The 16999-nt window shown below is 44.6% G+C and carries 19 protein-coding genes; 13 read left to right on the top strand and 6 right to left on the bottom strand.

The window, feature by feature from the left end; translation table 11 throughout:
* Positions 1-328 (top strand): hypothetical protein (locus ACWVCM_RS11260; protein WP_455201852.1); only part of this gene is annotated, 328 nt, incomplete at its 5' end.
* A 54-nt stretch (positions 329-382) separates the two neighbouring features.
* Here the strand turns inward: ACWVCM_RS11260 and ACWVCM_RS11255 are convergent.
* Positions 383-1321, bottom strand: a complete 939-nt coding sequence (locus ACWVCM_RS11255; protein WP_455201851.1) for a LysR substrate-binding domain-containing protein — start codon at positions 1319-1321, stop codon at positions 383-385.
* Between the two features lie 311 nt (positions 1322-1632).
* On the opposite strand from ACWVCM_RS11255, the gene ACWVCM_RS11250 reads away from it, so the two are divergent.
* The 3 genes from ACWVCM_RS11250 (at position 1633) to ACWVCM_RS11240 (ending at position 3840) form a co-directional block, all read left to right on the top strand.
* Positions 1633-2427, top strand: a complete 795-nt coding sequence (locus ACWVCM_RS11250; protein ID WP_455201850.1) for a tetratricopeptide repeat protein — start codon at positions 1633-1635, stop codon at positions 2425-2427.
* A 333-nt stretch (positions 2428-2760) separates the two neighbouring features.
* Positions 2761-3237 (top strand): chemotaxis protein CheX, encoded by a 477-nt coding sequence (locus ACWVCM_RS11245; protein WP_455201849.1) that lies wholly within the window; start codon positions 2761-2763, stop codon positions 3235-3237.
* Positions 3238-3396: 159 nt separating this feature from the next.
* A complete protein-coding gene (locus tag ACWVCM_RS11240) occupies positions 3397-3840 on the top strand; it encodes a group I truncated hemoglobin (protein WP_455201848.1) in 444 nt (147 codons plus the stop codon).
* Between the two features lie 16 nt (positions 3841-3856).
* Here ACWVCM_RS11240 and ACWVCM_RS11235 read toward each other — a convergent pair whose 3' ends face one another.
* A complete protein-coding gene (locus ACWVCM_RS11235) occupies positions 3857-4099 on the bottom strand; it encodes a hypothetical protein (RefSeq protein WP_455201847.1) in 243 nt (80 codons plus the stop codon).
* A 245-nt stretch (positions 4100-4344) separates the two neighbouring features.
* On the opposite strand from ACWVCM_RS11235, the gene ACWVCM_RS11230 reads away from it, so the two are divergent.
* Entirely contained in the window at positions 4345-4818 is a 474-nt protein-coding gene (locus tag ACWVCM_RS11230) for a DUF1499 domain-containing protein (RefSeq protein ID WP_455201846.1), read from the top strand.
* A 22-nt stretch (positions 4819-4840) separates the two neighbouring features.
* On the opposite strand, the gene ACWVCM_RS11225 is transcribed toward ACWVCM_RS11230, so the two are convergent.
* Positions 4841-5719, bottom strand: a complete 879-nt coding sequence (locus ACWVCM_RS11225; protein WP_455201845.1) for a lysophospholipid acyltransferase family protein — start codon at positions 5717-5719, stop codon at positions 4841-4843.
* A gap of 140 nt (positions 5720-5859) precedes the next feature.
* Positions 5860-6636 carry a tRNA 2-thiocytidine biosynthesis TtcA family protein gene (locus tag ACWVCM_RS11220; protein WP_455201844.1) on the bottom strand — a complete coding sequence of 259 codons (777 nt, stop codon included), beginning with the start codon at positions 6634-6636 and terminating at the stop codon, positions 5860-5862.
* A gap of 326 nt (positions 6637-6962) precedes the next feature.
* Here ACWVCM_RS11220 and ACWVCM_RS11215 point away from each other — a divergent pair, with 326 nt between their 5' ends.
* The 3 genes from ACWVCM_RS11215 (at position 6963) to aroG (ending at position 12382) form a co-directional block, all read left to right on the top strand.
* Positions 6963-7394, top strand: coding sequence for a rhodanese-like domain-containing protein (locus tag ACWVCM_RS11215; protein WP_455201843.1), 432 nt, complete (start codon positions 6963-6965; stop codon positions 7392-7394).
* A 208-nt stretch (positions 7395-7602) separates the two neighbouring features.
* On the top strand, positions 7603-11277 hold the full coding sequence (gene metH / locus ACWVCM_RS11210) for a methionine synthase (protein ID WP_455201842.1): 3675 nt from the start codon (positions 7603-7605) through the stop codon (positions 11275-11277).
* A 49-nt stretch (positions 11278-11326) separates the two neighbouring features.
* Entirely contained in the window at positions 11327-12382 is a 1056-nt protein-coding gene (gene aroG / locus ACWVCM_RS11205; protein ID WP_455201841.1) for a 3-deoxy-7-phosphoheptulonate synthase AroG, read from the top strand.
* A gap of 41 nt (positions 12383-12423) precedes the next feature.
* Here aroG and ACWVCM_RS11200 read toward each other — a convergent pair whose 3' ends face one another.
* Complete coding sequence (locus ACWVCM_RS11200; protein WP_455201840.1) at positions 12424-12975, bottom strand: hypothetical protein; 552 nt, start codon at positions 12973-12975, stop codon at positions 12424-12426.
* Between the two features lie 399 nt (positions 12976-13374).
* Between ACWVCM_RS11200 and ACWVCM_RS11195 the strand changes: the two genes are divergently transcribed.
* Both ACWVCM_RS11195 and ACWVCM_RS11190 read left to right on the top strand, forming a co-directional pair.
* Complete coding sequence (locus tag ACWVCM_RS11195; protein WP_455201839.1) at positions 13375-14001, top strand: DNA-3-methyladenine glycosylase family protein; 627 nt, start codon at positions 13375-13377, stop codon at positions 13999-14001.
* 70 nt (positions 14002-14071) lie between these two features.
* Positions 14072-14497, top strand: coding sequence for a DUF6010 family protein (locus tag ACWVCM_RS11190; RefSeq protein WP_455201838.1), 426 nt, complete (start codon positions 14072-14074; stop codon positions 14495-14497).
* Between the two features lie 78 nt (positions 14498-14575).
* On the opposite strand, the gene ACWVCM_RS11185 is transcribed toward ACWVCM_RS11190, so the two are convergent.
* Complete coding sequence (locus ACWVCM_RS11185) at positions 14576-15028, bottom strand: Hsp20 family protein (RefSeq protein WP_455201837.1); 453 nt, start codon at positions 15026-15028, stop codon at positions 14576-14578.
* A gap of 188 nt (positions 15029-15216) precedes the next feature.
* Between ACWVCM_RS11185 and ACWVCM_RS11180 the strand changes: the two genes are divergently transcribed.
* The 3 genes from ACWVCM_RS11180 to ACWVCM_RS11170 are packed head-to-tail and all read left to right on the top strand — an operon-like array spanning position 15217 to position 16999.
* Entirely contained in the window at positions 15217-15618 is a 402-nt protein-coding gene (locus tag ACWVCM_RS11180; protein WP_455201836.1) for a gamma-glutamylcyclotransferase family protein, read from the top strand.
* 22 nt (positions 15619-15640) lie between these two features.
* Positions 15641-16414, top strand: coding sequence for a hypothetical protein (locus ACWVCM_RS11175; RefSeq protein WP_455201835.1), 774 nt, complete (start codon positions 15641-15643; stop codon positions 16412-16414).
* Positions 16415-16450: 36 nt separating this feature from the next.
* Complete coding sequence (locus tag ACWVCM_RS11170) at positions 16451-16999, top strand: retropepsin-like aspartic protease family protein (RefSeq protein WP_455201834.1); 549 nt, start codon at positions 16451-16453, stop codon at positions 16997-16999.

Below are 16999 nucleotides of genomic sequence, written 5' to 3'. Positions count from 1 at the left end.
TGACGTAGTCACAACTCCTCCCACCGCTCAAAGCTTTGATGTCATTGTAGTATCACGTTACCTGGACAGAGCAATTATTAGTGATTTGATAGCGGCGTTAAAACCGGGTGGATTGCTGTTTTATCAAACTTTTACCCAGGAAAAAGTGACCGACACGGGTCCCGGTAATCCGAAATTTCTCCTTAAGCCAAATGAGCTTTTAGCGTTGTTTTCGAGTTTGCGTATACTCGTATACCGTGAAGAGGCTTTGGTAGGTAATGTAAAACAGGGTTTTCGTAACGAAGCTTTACTGGTGGCGCAACAGGTGAATACATTACGCCACCGTTAAAAGGGTTTGGAAAATCTCAGATACAATTATTGTAAAAGTTACTTATTGTAAAGGCTAAGCGCTTTTTTCCTCATCACCATGAATGGCTTTTTCTATCACTTCGCGAGTGATATCCGGCGCCAGATAATTGATCAGAGTATACACATAATCACGCATATGTTTGCCACGATGCAGGCAAATATACGTTGTACCTGACTCAAATAAATGACTGGCGTCGATGACACGCAAGTCGCCGTCTTTTTCCTCGTCGATAGAACTTTTTGCTACCAGGCCAACACCGAGACCCAGTTTCACATAAGTCTTGATGATATCTGAATCGTGTGCGGTTAATGCAATATTGGTCATTAAACCTTTTTCATCAAAGGCACTGTTGATGGAAGAACGGCTGGCAAAAGCATAATCATAAGTGACCAGTGGATAGGCCGCCAGTGATTCCAGCGTTAAAGGATTAATATCCTGCAGTGGGTGATTTGCCAGAGTGATTGCCGCCAGTTTCCAGGTACGATAAGGCAACATGATCAATTCGTCGGGCACATTTTCCGGCGAGGTGGTAATTGCGAGATCGGCGGTGCGAGACAACACCATGTCGACCAGCTGGTCGGGATCACCCTGGTGGATACGTAGCTGGATGCCGGGATACTGGCTGGAAAACTTTTTAATCAGCGGAGGCAAACTGTAATTCGCATACGCGTGTATGGTCGCGATAGATAGCGTGCCTTTGCTTTGGTCATTGAGTTGTTCGCTGACTTGCTGAATATTTTCCGCTTCACAGAGAATTCGTTCAGCCATTTCAATGATAGTGCGACCAGCAGGAGTAATGCTGACCAGTCGCTTTCCGTGGCGTTCAAAAATTTGCACGCTGAGTTCTTCTTCCAGCAAGCGGATTTGGGTGCTGATACCGGACTGGGCGGTGTGCAGGCGTTCAGCCGCGCTGGAGACGTTAAGCCCTCGGCGGGCCACTTCGCATATATATCTTAGTTGCTGTAGTTTCATAAGCTCTTATCTTATTCAATGATTACTGATCTTTATCTTAGTCTACGATTTCAATATATTCCAATAATATTTCAAAAAACTTGTAACAAATTGATTTAAAAAGATAAATTCGACTATTTTTTGATTATATCCAAAGCTGTTTACCATATATCGGCACGAAAGGAGAAATATTGTGACTTTGTTCGCATTTTATTTGTGACCACCACCTCAACATATCAAGAAATAACCAGCCTGGACGTTCAATCCTTAAGCAATATCTATGGCTACACGGCCGGAACGCAAACGATTAATAAAGTAGGAGACCTGGTTTTATGTCGATCGCTCATTCATTTATAAGAAAGTTATGTACAGCAACAGTATTGAGTGTTGCGTCTTTCAACGCGATGGCAGATAGCTATGACGATGGTTTAATGGCATTTGTGCAGGGTGACTACCAGAGCGCTGCTAAACATTTCGAATCAGCCGCAGCGCATGGTAACAGTGGGGCATCGCATATGTTGCTGCGCATGTACAAAGAAGGCAAAGGCACCAGTGCAAATGAGCACCAGGCATTCAAGTGGAACAAGCAGGCGGCGCTCGACGGTGTAGCGCATATGCAATTTACACTGGCTGAACGCTACCACCATGGTAAGGGTACAAAGCGTAATCTCGCGCAGGCAGTGCACTGGTACAAAAAATCAGCACAACAAGGGCATCACATTGCCATGGAAAAACTGGCGCGATTTTACGAAGTCGGTGAGGTCGTGGAGCGGAATGAAAAATATGCACAGCATCTGTATCGAATTGCTGCATCAGAATACGATGTTCACGCTCAGAAGGGCGATCCTGTCGCGCAAAATTCATTGGCGGTAATGTATGAGAATGCCAGGGGTGTTAAGTTCAATATCGACGCAGCAGTTTCCTGGTATAAGAAGGCGGCATTGCAAGGTTATGCACTGGCTCAATACAATGTTGGTCGACTGCTGGTGGAAGGAACCAGTGTAGAACAAAATATTGCGGAAGCTACTTATTGGCTGGAAAAAGCCGCCACTCAGGGATTGCTGCAAGCACAGGCCATGTTGGCCCAAATCAGGCAGGAGTATGGCACCAGCGTTGCTATGCGTTAGTGCTGATTTGAATAACTGAACAAAAAGGCGGGCCGTGGTCCGCCTTTTTTATTTCCCGTTTGGTGATTAAAAACCCCTAACGCTTATATGGGAAGATAAGCTGCCAAATTATTGAAAAACTGTGTGAATGCATTCAAGTTTTTTACAATAAGTGCTGATAATAATTTCTAGTAAGGAATGGATGGCTAAATCGCTACCTGAGAATTTTTTAAAGCTTAGCCACTCGCATGTTATTGATTGGTTTATTGGGTGTTCTGAAACCTGGAAGGTCGATTTCTGGCAGTACTTCGTCAGAGTTCTGGATGATATCCAATTCCCGTTGGGGCAAGTTAAATGAAAGAACAATTTATCAATTCGATTCAGGAATCAATCATCAATGTATTGGCGACGATGGCGGATATGGAGCCAGCGTCGGGCAAACCTTCCGTCAAGACCAATAAAAAAATTCCAGGAGATGTAACCGGTATAATTGATCTGGTTAGCAAACAAAAAACTGGTTCATTGGCTATCAGTTTCACCAAGCCTGTGGCTCTGGAAATTGCCCGGCGTATGCTGCGCATGGAAACTAATACCATCGATGAAATGGTACGTGATCTGGTAGGTGAAATTGCAAACATGATGGCGGGTGGTGCAAAGGCTAAACTGCAGGAACAGGGGTATGATTTTGAGCTAACTTTTCCATCGGTGATTGTAGACGATGAAAAGCATATTATTCACAATAACAACGCGTCCACGATTATCTTGCCGTTTGAAACTGATTCCGGAGAATTTTTCGTAGAACTCTATTTCAAGGAAGATAATCTAAACTGATCCAGTTTTTGATCTCGCTCTAGTAATCCACATTTTCTCATCGCTTAAATTTCCAAAAATCGTACAATGATTATTATCCAATACCATTTTGGTTTGGTTGAATATTCTTAGTTATTGCTGTGTTTCCTGTTCAGTTAGCGTGACCTTTGGTGAGAAGCAATGGAAGTGGTTGAAAAATTAAGTTTGTTTGATGAAGTCGGTGGTTTGGCGACATTGCAGAAAGTGCATAAAATATTTTACGACAAAGTATATGCACATCCGTGGCTAAAGCTGTTTTTTGAGGGGCATGATCAGGAAGCGATTGAAAGTCGGCAGACCAGTTTTATGGCGGAAAAAATGGGGGGAAACGTCGATTACTGGGGAAAACAACCCAGGATGTCTCACCGACAAATGTATATTACCCAGGAATTGTACGATATACGGCACGAGATATTGAGAGAGTCGTTAAAGGAAGCCGGTGTTGCCAAGGGTCTTGCGCAAAGATGGCTAAAAATCGACTATGCCTTCAAGCGGCAGATTGTCAAAGACTCTATCGAATCATTTTATAAAACCACCTGGAATTTCGAAAAACGAGTGATTATCCCCAAATCCTGGAGTGAATGACCCGGTATCGCAGCATTCAGTCTCGGATATTGATACTTGGATTCATGTTCAGATTGCCTTCTTCGTCAATCATACCAATTGCCACTCCATCCGCACCTTTGATGACCGCTATGGGCGTTTCCAGGCCTTCGCGGCGAATAAAGTGTAAAGACCAGCCATAGCCTTCAATGCTCCGTAGTGCCACCATTTGCGATGCCGAAAGTAAATTTTCGTAATCCGAGGGAATTGGAGGCATACCCATTCGCTTCTCAGTATTCACTATTCCACCTTAAATCGATTGTTACGATATATGAAATATATCGTACAAACAGAATGCCTCTTAAGGATACGTGAACGGGGTCACATTTATAAAATTGATGCAAATCAGGTCCCATGGATTTATATTCATAAGCACAGTTTATCAGCCACCTCGGTCAGAATGGCGTTATACTTTCGAGCTCTCGTTAACGCTGGTATTCAATATCAGTTCTATTTTTTTAACAACACAAACCAAATGATCGAGTAATGAAAAAGATAATCAAGGGGACCATGGTAACACTCGCTTCACTCGCTGCGTTCGTTGTTGTCGTACTGATTGCCATGTCAGTCATGTCTCAGTACGGCGGTAGTCATGGCTTATTCAAAGGAAAACTACAAGCCTGTAAAGCAACACCTAACTGTATTTGTACTGAAGCGTTTGACAATAAAAATGCTGAGCCCATTAATATCCAGGGCCTTGAAGCAGCTACTGCGTGGGAGGCACTGAAGCGTGTTGTTATTGCAACGGGTGGCGAAATCGAAACAGATGATGGTATGTATTTATGGGCAACCTACAGGACACCGGTGTTTCGCTTTGTGGATGATTTCGAAGCCAGGCTGGATGAGCAACAGGGATTGATCCATTTGCGCAGTGCTTCTCGTGTAGGGCATGGTGACATGGGGGTTAATAAAAAGCGTATCGAAAATATTATTGAGAACTATCAGGCGAGCAAGCAATAAGCGTGATGGATGATAGCTTAGTTTAATAGAATCCGGGTTCTCCTTCCGGTCGGGTTTTAAAGCGCCGGTAAGACCATTGATATTGCGCAGGCGATTGCCTGATGCAGTTCTCAACGCCTTTGTTTATTAGTGTGGCCGATTCAACAAAGTCTTTCCCCTGAATAGGGCCTGGTGCCGGTAAAAAATGAAGATGATATCCAGCACCCCTGGGTAATCGCTCCGCGTAGCCAAAAATAACAGTCGCACCGCTTTTACCGGCTAACCTGGGTAACAAGGTCATTGTGCTTGCAGGGATACCAAAAAAGGGTGCAAAAACACTACCTTCGTTTCCAGGATCCTGATCAGGCAGTATTCCGGCCAGTTGATTATTTTCCAACGCCTTGTATAACGCCCGAACGCCACTGGCGTTGGTTGGTACTAATGTGGCGCCGAATCTTTCGCGTGCCTGCTTGACGATGGGATCCAGTTTACTGATGCGCAATGGCCGGTAAAGTGAAGTGATGGTAAATTTACTGGAGCAAAATAAACCTATCATTTCCCATGCGCCGTGATGTGGTGCTGCAATAATAACGCCTTTTCCCCGGTCAAAAGCCGCATCAAATAACTCGACGCCACTGACCTTCTTTACCAGGTTAAAAGTGCGGTTCTTGTTCCACAGTAATAGCGCACCTGTTTCGGCGGCGACGCGTCCCAGTTCAATAAAGCTATCTTTGTAGATGCGTGCTCGCTGTTTTTCTGTCAGTTCCGGAAAACAAAGATCAATATTGATTTTTGCAGGTCTTTGTAGTGAGTTAGGGATAAGGTAAACCAGATAACCCAACATCGATCCTAATAAATAGGTGATACGAAACGGCAGCAACGCTAGCAGCTGAATGAAAAATTTAACGAGCGTGGCCTGCATGACAGTTAAATACTAGCGTTCAGGTATATCAGTTTAATTAGAAATCGTTGTAGCTAATGGGTTGTGCCAGAATAGCAGCCATTATAACGAAATTACTCTGTTTATACAGAAAGGATTATGAAAGGAAGCAGGGAAAGCCGTTATTTCATTTCAACGTCAGAAGCACGCACATAGTAATCCTGATTTAACAATGGTCTCATGGTGGTGAGTAAATTTTTAAACAGGTTTCGGTTTTTCTTTTCTTCTTCCGCTAACAGTTCCTTCATATGCAGGCGTTGTGTCGGCATTTGAAAGCATGATGGGCAGCTATCAGCGACAATTGGCAGGCCGCATTCCGTTGCATAAGCGGCTGTTTGGCGTTCGCGCGCATAAATTAACGGTCGAATTACCCGTAAGTCACCTTCATCATTGACGTAATGAGCTTTCATGGTTCGCAATTGTCCGCCATGGAATGCAGACATCAAAAAGCTTTCGGCCAGGTCATCCAGGTGTTGGCCGAGAGCAAGCACGTTGTAACCTTCGCGGCGTGCCGTGGCGTACATGATTCCGCGCTTCATTCGGGAGCAAAAAGAACAATAAGAGACCTTTCCCATATGCTCCACTGCTCGTTGCATGATGGGTTGTGACTGGTAAAAAAATTTCACACCTAACGAGTGCATATATTCTTTAAGGTGCGAAGGATCATAGCCCTCGATTTGCGGATCCACTGTGATGGCCCCAACCTCAAAATTGACTGGCGCATTGCGTTTTAAGTGCAAAAGCACGTGCAGCATGGTCAGGGAATCTTTACCCCCGGATACGGCAACTAGTACCTTGTCACCGGCTTTTATCATGTTGTAGTCAGCGATGGCTCTGCCAATGGGACGTAACAGGGCCTTGGGTGGTTTTATGGGAACAACTGGAATAGGATCTGCCATGTTTCTAAACTAATATACTGTGTTGAAGGTCTGTACAATACTCAATTCAAAGAGAGCTGATTGAAAGTTGAGCGCTGGCAATCAGTGTATCGTGTATAGAATGTAGATTGCTAATTTTTAGTACTGAATTACAATACACGAATATAATTATAACGGTTTTAGATAATTATCAACTCCGGAATGCCGTATGTCATGGGAACAGCATATTATAAGACTAACTGATCCCCGTTTAACGGTTACCAGTTAATAAATCGGACCCGGGTGGCGCTGCTTTAATCGCGCTAACTGTTTGAGAACTGTATGGTAAAGAAAAGGGAACCAGGAAAATGCCGGAAAATGAAAGTAAAGTGATAGGACTGTCACCGAAAGAAGCCTACGAGCTGGTCCACAAAGAACCGAGTGCCACCTTGATTGATGTGCGATCCGGGATGGAGTTTTTATTTGTTGGCCATCCGGTTGGCGCTATTCATATACCGTGGATTGACGAACCGGACTGGATCGTTAATCCCAACTTCGTTACGCAGGTCCGGCAGGTGATGTTGGGCGGGTTGACCTGTGGCGTGGATGGTTGTGCTCCAGTGGTATTAATTTGCAGGTCCGGCAAACGGTCCCATGAAGCTGGCGAGTTGTTAGTCGAAGCAGGATTTCCTGAAGTCTACAATGTCGAAGAAGGATTTGAAGGTGCACTGGATGACAAGCATCATCGTAGTAGCACGGGTGGGTGGCGCTTTCACGGATTACCCTGGGAGCAGTGTTAGTCAATAACCGCTTCTGAACACGCGACCCTGTTGGTCGCATTCCTCTATAATATATTGATTTTAAAGCATTTAACCTGGATTTCCTGCCAAGCAACTGCTGTTGGTCTAAAAAAAAGCCAGTTTTTTGTTTACGTGGTAGAATAGCCGGCTTTTCGACGTCGCCCATTGATATTGCCAGGAATTTTAACGGGCCAGTGAAGGATCTGGAATGAATAGTATAGAAAACCTGCTTAAACAACGTATTTTAATACTGGATGGTGCCATGGGTACCATGATCCAGGGCTATAAGCTGGAAGAGCAGGACTATCGTGGTGAGCAATTTAAAGATCACCCATCCGACTTAAAGGGCAATAATGATTTGTTGTCTCTGACCCAGCCGCAGATTATTAAAGAAATTCATACGGCCTACCTTAATGCGGGTGCGGATATTCTTGAAACCAACACCTTTAATGCGACTTCTGTGGCTCAGGCAGACTACGCGTTAGAGCACATCGTGTATGACCTGAACTTTCAATCAGCACGTATTGCCCGGGAAGCAGCGGACGAAGTGGCACAACAATCCGGCAAACCGCGTTTTGTCGCGGGAGTGTTAGGTCCTACCAATCGTACTGCCAGTATTTCGCCGGATGTTAATAATCCGGGTTACCGAAATATTAACTTCGATACGCTGGTGAGATCTTATGACGAGGCAATCCATGGCCTCGTGGAAGGTGGTGCTGATCTACTGCTAGTCGAAACCATATTCGATACGCTTAACGCCAAAGCAGCCATCTTTGCCATTGAGTCTTACTTTGAAAGTCACAATAAGCGTTTGCCTGTCATGATTTCGGGGACAATTACCGATGCCAGTGGGCGAACATTATCTGGTCAGGTTACTGAAGCCTTCTGGAATTCCTTACGTCATGCTAAACCCATAAGTTTCGGATTGAATTGCGCACTGGGTGCCAGAGAATTACGGCAGTACGTAGAAGAGCTTTCTTCCATTGCGGATACCTTCATCAGCGCACACCCCAACGCGGGATTACCCAATGCATTTGGTGAATATGATGAATCACCTGAATCCATGGCCGGCCAGATTCACGAGTGGGCGCAAAGTGGTTTCCTGAATATTGTGGGTGGTTGCTGCGGTACAACGCCAGCGCATATTGAAGCCATTGCACACGCTGTCGCGGATGTTGCACCGCGTAATGTTCCGATCCTGGAGCCCAGGTGCCGGCTCAGTGGTCTGGAGCCATTGAATATTGGAAAGGATTCTTTGTTTGTGAACGTTGGTGAACGTGCCAATGTGACAGGATCAGCGAAGTTCAAGCGATTAATCCTGGAAGAAGATTATGACACCGCATTAGAAGTGGTGCGGGAACAGGTCGAGAATGGCGCACAAATCATCGACGTCAATATGGATGAAGCCATGCTGGACGGTGAAAAAGCCATGGAGACATTTTTGAACCTGGTTGCTTCAGATCCGGACATTTCCCGGGTGCCTGTGATGATCGATTCCTCCAAGTGGTCGATTATCGAGAAGGGCCTTAAGTGCATTCAAGGCAAGGGTGTCGTAAATTCCATCAGCCTGAAAGAAGGTGAAGCACAATTCGTTGAACACGCTCGGTTGTGTAGAAAATATGGTGCTGCGGTTATTGTGATGGCCTTTGACGAACAGGGTCAGGCGGATACCATTGAGCGCAAAGTCGAAATTTGTACCCGTTCCTATCAGATTTTGACCGAAGAAATTGGTATTGCGCCGGAAGATATTATTTTTGATCCCAACATTTTTGCAGTCGCTACTGGTATTGAGGAACACAACAATTATGCGGTGGACTTTATTGAGGCTACCCGCATCATTAAGCAGACGCTTCCTCATGCCAAAGTGTCTGGTGGCGTGTCGAATGTGTCATTTTCATTTCGTGGCAACAATCCGGTCCGGGAAGCTATCCATGCGGTATTTTTATACCACGCGATCAAGGCGGGCATGGATATGGGCATTGTTAATGCCGGGCAGCTCGCGGTTTATGAAGAGATTCCAGCGGAATTACGTGAACATGTTGAAGATGTGATTCTTAATCGCCATGACGATGCGACCGACCGCTTATTGTCCATTGCCGATAAATACAAAGGTGATGGTAGTGTGCAAAGCAAGGAAAAAGACCTGGCCTGGCGTGACAGTCCGGTTGCGGAGCGTCTATCCCATGCATTGGTCAAAGGTATCGACCAATATATCGTTGAGGATACCGAAGAAGCGAGACAACAGTTTGATCGACCCATCCAGGTGATCGAAGGTCCGCTCATGAATGGGATGAATGTGGTGGGCGACCTGTTTGGTGAAGGTAAAATGTTTTTGCCGCAGGTGGTAAAAAGCGCTCGCGTCATGAAAAAAGCGGTTGCCCATTTGATACCCTTTATCGAGGAAGAGAAATCCGGCGGTGGAATAAGTAACGGTAAAGTACTCATGGCTACTGTTAAAGGTGATGTGCATGATATAGGTAAAAATATCGTGGGCGTTGTCCTGCAATGTAATAATTTCGAAGTAATAGATCTTGGTGTGATGGTGCCCGCCAATACGATTCTGGAAACCGCGCAAAAAGAGAACGTCGATATTATTGGCCTGTCCGGCTTGATCACACCGTCACTGGAAGAAATGGCGCATGTTGCCAAAGAAATGCAGCGCCTGGAAATGTCCATACCTTTATTGATTGGTGGTGCCACTACATCTCGCGCGCATACTGCGGTAAAAATTGAGCCTAATTATCAACACCCCGTTGTGTGGGTGAAAGATGCATCGCGAGCAGTGGGGGTGGCGCAAAACCTGGTCAGCGAGGAATTAAAGGATTCCTTTGTAGACAGTATCAAGCAGGAATATGTCACCGTTCGGGAGAGTCATGCCAATCGCCGCGCCAAAACCAGCTGGTTGAGTTACAAAAAGTCTCGCGAAAACAAATTTGCTTTTGATTGGGAACACTATGTTCCGCCGATTCCTAACAAATATGGCATACAGGTCATTGAAGACTATCCGTTGCAGAGTATTCGGCACTATATTGACTGGACACCTTTTTTTCATACCTGGGAGATCAAAGGCAGTTATCCCAAGGTGTTAAGTGATCCTGACAAGGGCCAGGAGGCGCAAAAGATATACGATGACGCACAGAACATGCTTGATACAATTATCAAGGAAAACTGGTTAAGTGCCAGGGCAGTCATCGGTTTGTTTCCGGCAAACAGTGTTAATGACGATGATATCGAGGTGTATACAAGCGAAAATCGCGAGCAGGTATTAATAACCCTGCATCAACTACGACAACAACAGGAAAAAGCCGACAACAAACCTAATTATTGCCTGGCAGATTTTGTGGCACCCAGGTCGAGTGGCTTGAATGACACTATCGGTGCATTTGCCGTAACAGCCGGAATTGGTATCGACGAGCACGTAAAGCGCTTTGAACAACAGCATGACGATTATAATGCCATCATGCTAAAAGCATTGGCCGATCGTCTGGCAGAGGCATTCGCCGAGCTAATGCATGAGAAAGTGCGCAAGGAATACTGGGCGTATAATGAAGAGGAAGCATTGGATAATGATGCGCTGATTCGGGAAGAATACCGGGGTATTCGTCCCGCGCCGGGTTATCCCGCCTGTCCGGATCATACGGAAAAAGCCCTGTTGTGGCAGTTGCTGGATGCGGAAAAAAATACCGGAATCTCACTCACGGAGAGCTTTGCGATGCATCCAGCAGCTTCAGTTTCGGGCTTCTATTTTTCACATCCCGAGTCACGTTATTTTGCGGTTGGCAAAATTAACAAGGACCAGGTGGAGTCTTACGCTCAACGCAAAGGGATGAGCGTGGAAGAGATGGAGCGTTGGTTGGCACCAAATCTTGGCTACGATGCTTAAAATACTATTAACTCTAAGTTAAACGGATTATTGAAAGTGGTAAGCAACAATGCATAGCACAACAGAAGATTTACGCATTCAGTCCATAAACAAGGTAATTACACCTGAAGTTTTACACGATGAATGTCCAATAACCGATTCGGCTGCGGACACTGTCTCGAAATCACGTACCGAAATTCATCGTGTGTTACATAGCGAAGACAATCGACTGCTGGTTGTAGTGGGCCCCTGTTCTATTCATGATCCAGCAGCGGCGATGGATTATGCCCGACATATTCAACAGGCCAGAGCGCAGTGGGCGAAAGAGTTATTAATTGTCATGCGGGTTTATTTTGAAAAGCCACGCACAACCGTTGGCTGGAAAGGTTTGATTAATGATCCAAACCTGGATGATAGCTATGAAATCAACAAAGGTTTGCGACTGGCACGCCAGTTGTTAATTGATATTAATGACCTGGGTGTACCAGCAGGTACGGAATTCCTGGATTTAATTACGCCACAATACGTCGCAGATCTGGTGAGCTGGGGTGCAATTGGGGCTCGTACAACGGAAAGTCAGGTGCACCGTGAACTGGCTTCCGGCTTATCCTGTCCAGTAGGTTTTAAGAACGGCACTGATGGAACCCTTAAAGTGGCTATTGATGCCATTCGGGCTGCGATGCGACCACATTGCTTTCTCTCGATGACCAAGGCAGGGCATTCGGCAATATTCAATACATCAGGCAATGAAGATTGCCATATTATTTTACGCGGCGGTAAAGAGCCAAATTATGACGCAGCTAGCGTGAAAACTGCCACAGATGCACTGCGGGATGCCAAAGTGAATCCTCGTATCATGATTGATTTCAGCCACGCTAATAGTCAGAAGGTCTACCAGCGTCAAATTGGCGTGGGTGAAGATGTGGCGCAACAAATTGAGTCGGGTAATAACGATATCATGGGGGCAATGATAGAAAGCCATCTGATTGAAGGCCGGCAAAATGTTGAAGCGGGCAAAGATTTGACCTACGGGCAGAGTATTACCGACGCATGTATTAGCTGGGATCAAACTATGCCGCTATTGGAAACGCTTGCGAATGCGGTGCGACATAGACAAAGCAAATGATCAGTTGCAGTCCGTCATAAACTGCCCGCAATACTGGCGAACTAGCTACATTTACGTTTGAGATTCTTAACTGTCTCCATCAAGCTATCGGCATCCCACGGACGATACAGTTTGTTATTATCCGTTTTTTCTATTTCTTCTTCAGTGAATCCCAATAACAATCCGAGGCGTTTAAATACACGTTTGTTGTTAATGGGAATCAGGTCGTCTCTAGGCTTACTTGCAACAGGCATTGGTCGATCTTCAACCAGTACTTCATCATCGTCCCTTTCCAGTTGTTCTATTGTAGGAAATTTTTCGACGTTGCTATTATTTTCTGGCTGAACTGAGTCTGGAATTGTTTCGACAGAGGTTTTGAAAGTAGACATCTGGCTTTTAAACGCCGTAAATTCGTGTTGAGTGATGATCGTTCGAGCTCGATTAAGCTCCGAATAATTTTTCAGCCACAGCTCATACCAGATTACTGTGGGAGATTTATACTGCGGATCGGATTTTTTGCTTTCGATGATCGAGGCTTGGATCTGGTGATCCAAAAGCAGGGACTGTATCGCCTTCGTTTGTTCCTGATCTGGCGAACGATAAATGGGTGTCATTGTTATCTCCTCATGACTACCTATGTGTCTTCACTACCGAATATTTCATAGTGGTTGATAATCAGTACTGCAACTCATCCACTAAGAATTTATGTACGCCCTGAACTCAGTATTGGGAGATAATCGTACTACAGGAATTGTAGTGTGTGATTTTGGTGCGTCAAGCAGTGTGTTGCAAATTACCGTAAAAAATTTATGTCAACTAGGTTTCGAAATGGCATTGAGCCTCTAGATGTGTATTGTAATCAAGTTTTCCATGTACCACAATCTGGACAGGTATCGAATTTTACTAAATAGCCTGATTATGAATAGACGCCGTGTGGTATATCTTTTTAGCTACTATCGATAAACTTTATAAAGCATAAGAAAATACGATTCATCAAGAATAATTAAATCGTAATGCCCACCCAGCAGCAAATTAAAAATTATTTACTCAACAGGGATAAACGACTTTTACCGGTTATTTCATCGTGCCGGTTTCCACGACCCCGAAAGAACACTGATATACATCATGCGCTTCTTTCTTCCATTGTTGCACAGCAATTATCAACCAGGGCAGCAGATACTATATTCAACCGTTTTCTCGATTTATTCGATAACCGTTATCCAGATCCTGAAAGAATCAGCAGGTTAAAAGTCGTTACCTTGCGCAAAGCGGGTTTGTCCCAACAGAAGGCAGGCTATATAAAAAATGTTTCAGCGTTTGCGCTGCAGGATGACGGGCTAAATTTTTCTCAACTTAACAAAATGAAGGATGAGGATCTCATTATCCACCTGACGCAGATAAAAGGTGTCGGTCGCTGGACCGTGGAAATGTTACTGATGTTTGCTTTTGACCGAAAAGACGTATTTGCCCCCGATGACCTGGGTATTCAACAGGCAATGAAAAAATTGTACAACCTGGAGCACGATGGCAGGGTATTGAAAAAACGTATGGCTGATATCGCGGAGAACTGGCGGCCTTATCGGACTATTGTGTGTAAATATTTGTGGCAGTGGAAGTCGCTCGACAAAACGACTTTATAGTGTTGTCTGGCTTTGGTTGACTTTGCGTAGCAGTAAGAAGAATTCTTTTCTTTATTTAGGGTAATACTTTATGTTGAGTGAAATACCGGTTGTTACTGTAAGCTCAGCGCTTGTCTCCGGTATCTTGCTGGCTGCGGGATTGCTATTTTACTTAAAGCGGTTTAATGAAAGAACAAGGCTCACTATTGGCGCACTTGCGTTGTTGCTCGCTGCATTAGTTTATGTACTATTTGCATTGGCAAGCCAGAACCAGCTCTATATTACCATTGAAATCGTTGGCTTATTGCTGTTTTTACTCTTAATCTGGTTGGGATACCAGTATTCGTTCTGGTTTATTGTATTGGGGTGGCTACTGCACGTGTTGTGGGATATGGGCTTGTATCCTGCCGAAACCGCGCCCTATGTTCCGCAGTGGTATGCGTGGTTTTGCGTGGGATTTGATATAGTAATGGCGTTGTATTTGGGCGTTCTACTGATTAAAAAGACAGAAAAATAATTTTTACCCAGGTTGATTCTAATACGGGGCCATCACTGGCCCCGTATGCCTGGCTGTTATCATTTAATTGAAACAGGTTTAAGCTGTTTCACCTTCCAGCAACTTGCTTTTTTCTGCCTGAATTTGGATGGTGCGCGGTTTCATGGCTTCCGGAATTTCACGAACCAGATCTATGTGCAACAGGCCATTTTCAAGTTTTGCGTCGGTTACTTTTACATGGTCGGCTAGTTGAAAGCGACGTTCAAAATTGCGCTCGGCAATACCGTGATACAGATAGTTCTTAGTGTCATCCTTGTTTTTAACAGCGCTGATCGTTAGCGTGTTTTCCTTGGTTTCTACATTCAATTCAGATTGAGCAAATCCCGCGACAGCCATAGAGATTCTGTAAGCATCGTCCCCGGTGCGTTCGATATTATAGGGGGGGTAACTATTAGCGCCCTGGTCAATACGGCGTGCTGAGTCCAGTAATGAAACCATGTGGTCAAAGCCAATGGATGAGCGAAATAAAGGTGAAAAGTCAAAATTTACCATTGTCATATTCTCCTGTTAAGCAATATGAAGTAGTGGCTTATATTTCTATCAAGCCAGAGTGTAAAAAGCGCAATCCTCTGGGTGAGCAATTGCTGTTATTTAAATTGGGTTTGATGTTGGTTTTTCAAGAGCTGACAGGGGTGTTATAAGGTATTGATTGTTTTGTATAAACCGCCTATAACTTAATCATGCATCGATTGTTTGTTTATGGCACGCTGGAGTTTCCCCAGGTGGTAAAAAAAGTGTTAGGCACTACGCTGGTGGGGGAATACGCAGAATTACCCGGCTACGAACGCTTTTTATTAGTTAATCGCAACTATCCCGGCATTATCCGTAATTCGGCGGCGCGAGTAGACGGAGTGCTGTATCATGGTGTAACGCCTAAACAATTTAAATTGCTGGACCGATATGAAGACAGGTTCTATGAACGTCGTAAAGTAGTAGTGGAAACCGGCCATAGTCAGATCATTATTGCCTGGGCTTATATTGTGCCCTTGCGCTACAAGCATGAGTTGTCTGGAAAACCCTGGGACAGAGAAAATTTCGTCAGTATACACCTGAAGCGATTTTTAAATGTTCGTTGTCCCTAATACTGTTATTTCTCATTATAAGATGCCTGTTATCAAATTTAATTTTTTTCGCCTGCTTGTGATCCTGTTCTGTGCACTGTTAAGTGCTTGTGCTTCGTTTTCACCGCAAACGCAAAAGTTGGAAGGTTCGGTAAACGCCAGACATACCGTAATAAGCTCAGCAGCTGCCGCCGAATCAGACCTGGGATGGTGGCAAATTGGGTTTCATCGGAACATGCAGGAAGATGAAGATCCGGCCTGGTATATGGATACTTTGGTAGCCTACAAAATTATTAAACCTGTTCTGGATCAATATGAACAGAAAATTAGTTTATGGCGCTTCCATCGCCGAGCGGCAGCGGATGCCTCTGGCCACCAGTTCAGTTTTATTTTTTATAGTAATCGTAGCAGTGGTGAATTGATTTATAAGCAGGTAAAAGAAAGTGAGCTTGTCCAGATATTGCTGAACGAAAATTATATTGATCGAATGTCTTTTTATGATATTAATGGGATCGCGCGGGCTGAGGTAGAAACTACCAGTGATAACAGCTGGCCCATTGAACTACAAAAAGCCTGGCCAGAGTTTGCGATGGGTGTAAGTAAAACATGGTTAAATCTCGTTGGCGAATACCTTAAACAAAGCAATGAGAGTGACAGTCAGAATGTGACTGAGCAGGTTGAACAATTCCGAGAGATCAGTAATAAGATTGATCTAGTATGGGAGGAAAAAGGTAGCCACGCTTTTTTGCATCATTTGAATGCACTTTTTGGCTATCAGGAACTCTATATTATTGAGCGTAAGCGAACTCGTTTTTAGTGAAGCTCTTTATAATTTGATATTCTAATTGTTGCCATGTCTATTGACCACGATCGTTTTGAGCAGGACAAACCCAGGCGCATGGGAATCTGGATGGTTGTGGCTATGTGGGCAATCGTGCTTTGGTTGTTCACTATGTTTTTCACCAAATGGTCAGAACATGAGTACAACCCCAACCAAAGTGTTGCAAATGTAGTTACTACGGATGGTGTACGTGAGGTTATATTGGAGCGAAATCGAAGAGGGCATTATGTTACTTCCGGATTCATCAACAACAAGCCAGTAACCTTTATGTTGGATACTGGTGCAACAGATATCGCCATCCCATCTCGAATCGCTGATGAGCTGGGATTGAGCAGGGGCCCGACAGTGCATTTTCAAACGGCAAATGGACCGGCGCGTGGATATGCAACCGTGTTGGATAATGTTGCCATTGGACATATAGAACTGGACAATGTGGGTGCTTCCATAAATCCCAATGTCAAAGACATGGAGATATTGCTGGGAATGACGTTCCTGAAACATCTGGAATTTACCCAGCGCGGCGATACGCTTACGCTACGTCAGTACCCTGTGTCCCATTAG

It is taken from the genome of Kaarinaea lacus (assembly GCF_975902315.1).
This window is presented reverse-complemented; position numbering and strand designations above follow the sequence as displayed.

What these genes read in the sequence shown, in the direction of transcription:
- ACWVCM_RS11230 (WP_455201846.1), top strand. Translation starts at nt 4,345, where the DNA reads ATGAAAAAGATAATCAAGGGGACCATGGTAACACTCGCTTCACTCGCT.
- ACWVCM_RS11215 (WP_455201843.1), top strand. Translation starts at nt 6,963, where the DNA reads ATGCCGGAAAATGAAAGTAAAGTGATAGGACTGTCACCGAAAGAAGCC.
- ACWVCM_RS11255 (WP_455201851.1), bottom strand. Translation starts at nt 1,321, where the DNA reads ATGAAACTACAGCAACTAAGATATATATGCGAAGTGGCCCGCCGAGGG.
- ACWVCM_RS11245 (WP_455201849.1), top strand. Translation starts at nt 2,761, where the DNA reads ATGAAAGAACAATTTATCAATTCGATTCAGGAATCAATCATCAATGTA.
- ACWVCM_RS11220 (WP_455201844.1), bottom strand. Translation starts at nt 6,636, where the DNA reads ATGGCAGATCCTATTCCAGTTGTTCCCATAAAACCACCCAAGGCCCTG.
- metH (WP_455201842.1), top strand. Translation starts at nt 7,603, where the DNA reads ATGAATAGTATAGAAAACCTGCTTAAACAACGTATTTTAATACTGGAT.
- ACWVCM_RS11240 (WP_455201848.1), top strand. Translation starts at nt 3,397, where the DNA reads ATGGAAGTGGTTGAAAAATTAAGTTTGTTTGATGAAGTCGGTGGTTTG.
- ACWVCM_RS11200 (WP_455201840.1), bottom strand. Translation starts at nt 12,975, where the DNA reads ATGACACCCATTTATCGTTCGCCAGATCAGGAACAAACGAAGGCGATA.
- ACWVCM_RS11175 (WP_455201835.1), top strand. Translation starts at nt 15,641, where the DNA reads ATGCCTGTTATCAAATTTAATTTTTTTCGCCTGCTTGTGATCCTGTTC.
- aroG (WP_455201841.1), top strand. Translation starts at nt 11,327, where the DNA reads ATGCATAGCACAACAGAAGATTTACGCATTCAGTCCATAAACAAGGTA.
- ACWVCM_RS11180 (WP_455201836.1), top strand. Translation starts at nt 15,217, where the DNA reads ATGCATCGATTGTTTGTTTATGGCACGCTGGAGTTTCCCCAGGTGGTA.
- ACWVCM_RS11195 (WP_455201839.1), top strand. Translation starts at nt 13,375, where the DNA reads ATGCCCACCCAGCAGCAAATTAAAAATTATTTACTCAACAGGGATAAA.
- ACWVCM_RS11185 (WP_455201837.1), bottom strand. Translation starts at nt 15,028, where the DNA reads ATGGTAAATTTTGACTTTTCACCTTTATTTCGCTCATCCATTGGCTTT.
- ACWVCM_RS11250 (WP_455201850.1), top strand. Translation starts at nt 1,633, where the DNA reads ATGTCGATCGCTCATTCATTTATAAGAAAGTTATGTACAGCAACAGTA.
- ACWVCM_RS11225 (WP_455201845.1), bottom strand. Translation starts at nt 5,719, where the DNA reads ATGCAGGCCACGCTCGTTAAATTTTTCATTCAGCTGCTAGCGTTGCTG.
- ACWVCM_RS11190 (WP_455201838.1), top strand. Translation starts at nt 14,072, where the DNA reads ATGTTGAGTGAAATACCGGTTGTTACTGTAAGCTCAGCGCTTGTCTCC.
- ACWVCM_RS11170 (WP_455201834.1), top strand. Translation starts at nt 16,451, where the DNA reads ATGTCTATTGACCACGATCGTTTTGAGCAGGACAAACCCAGGCGCATG.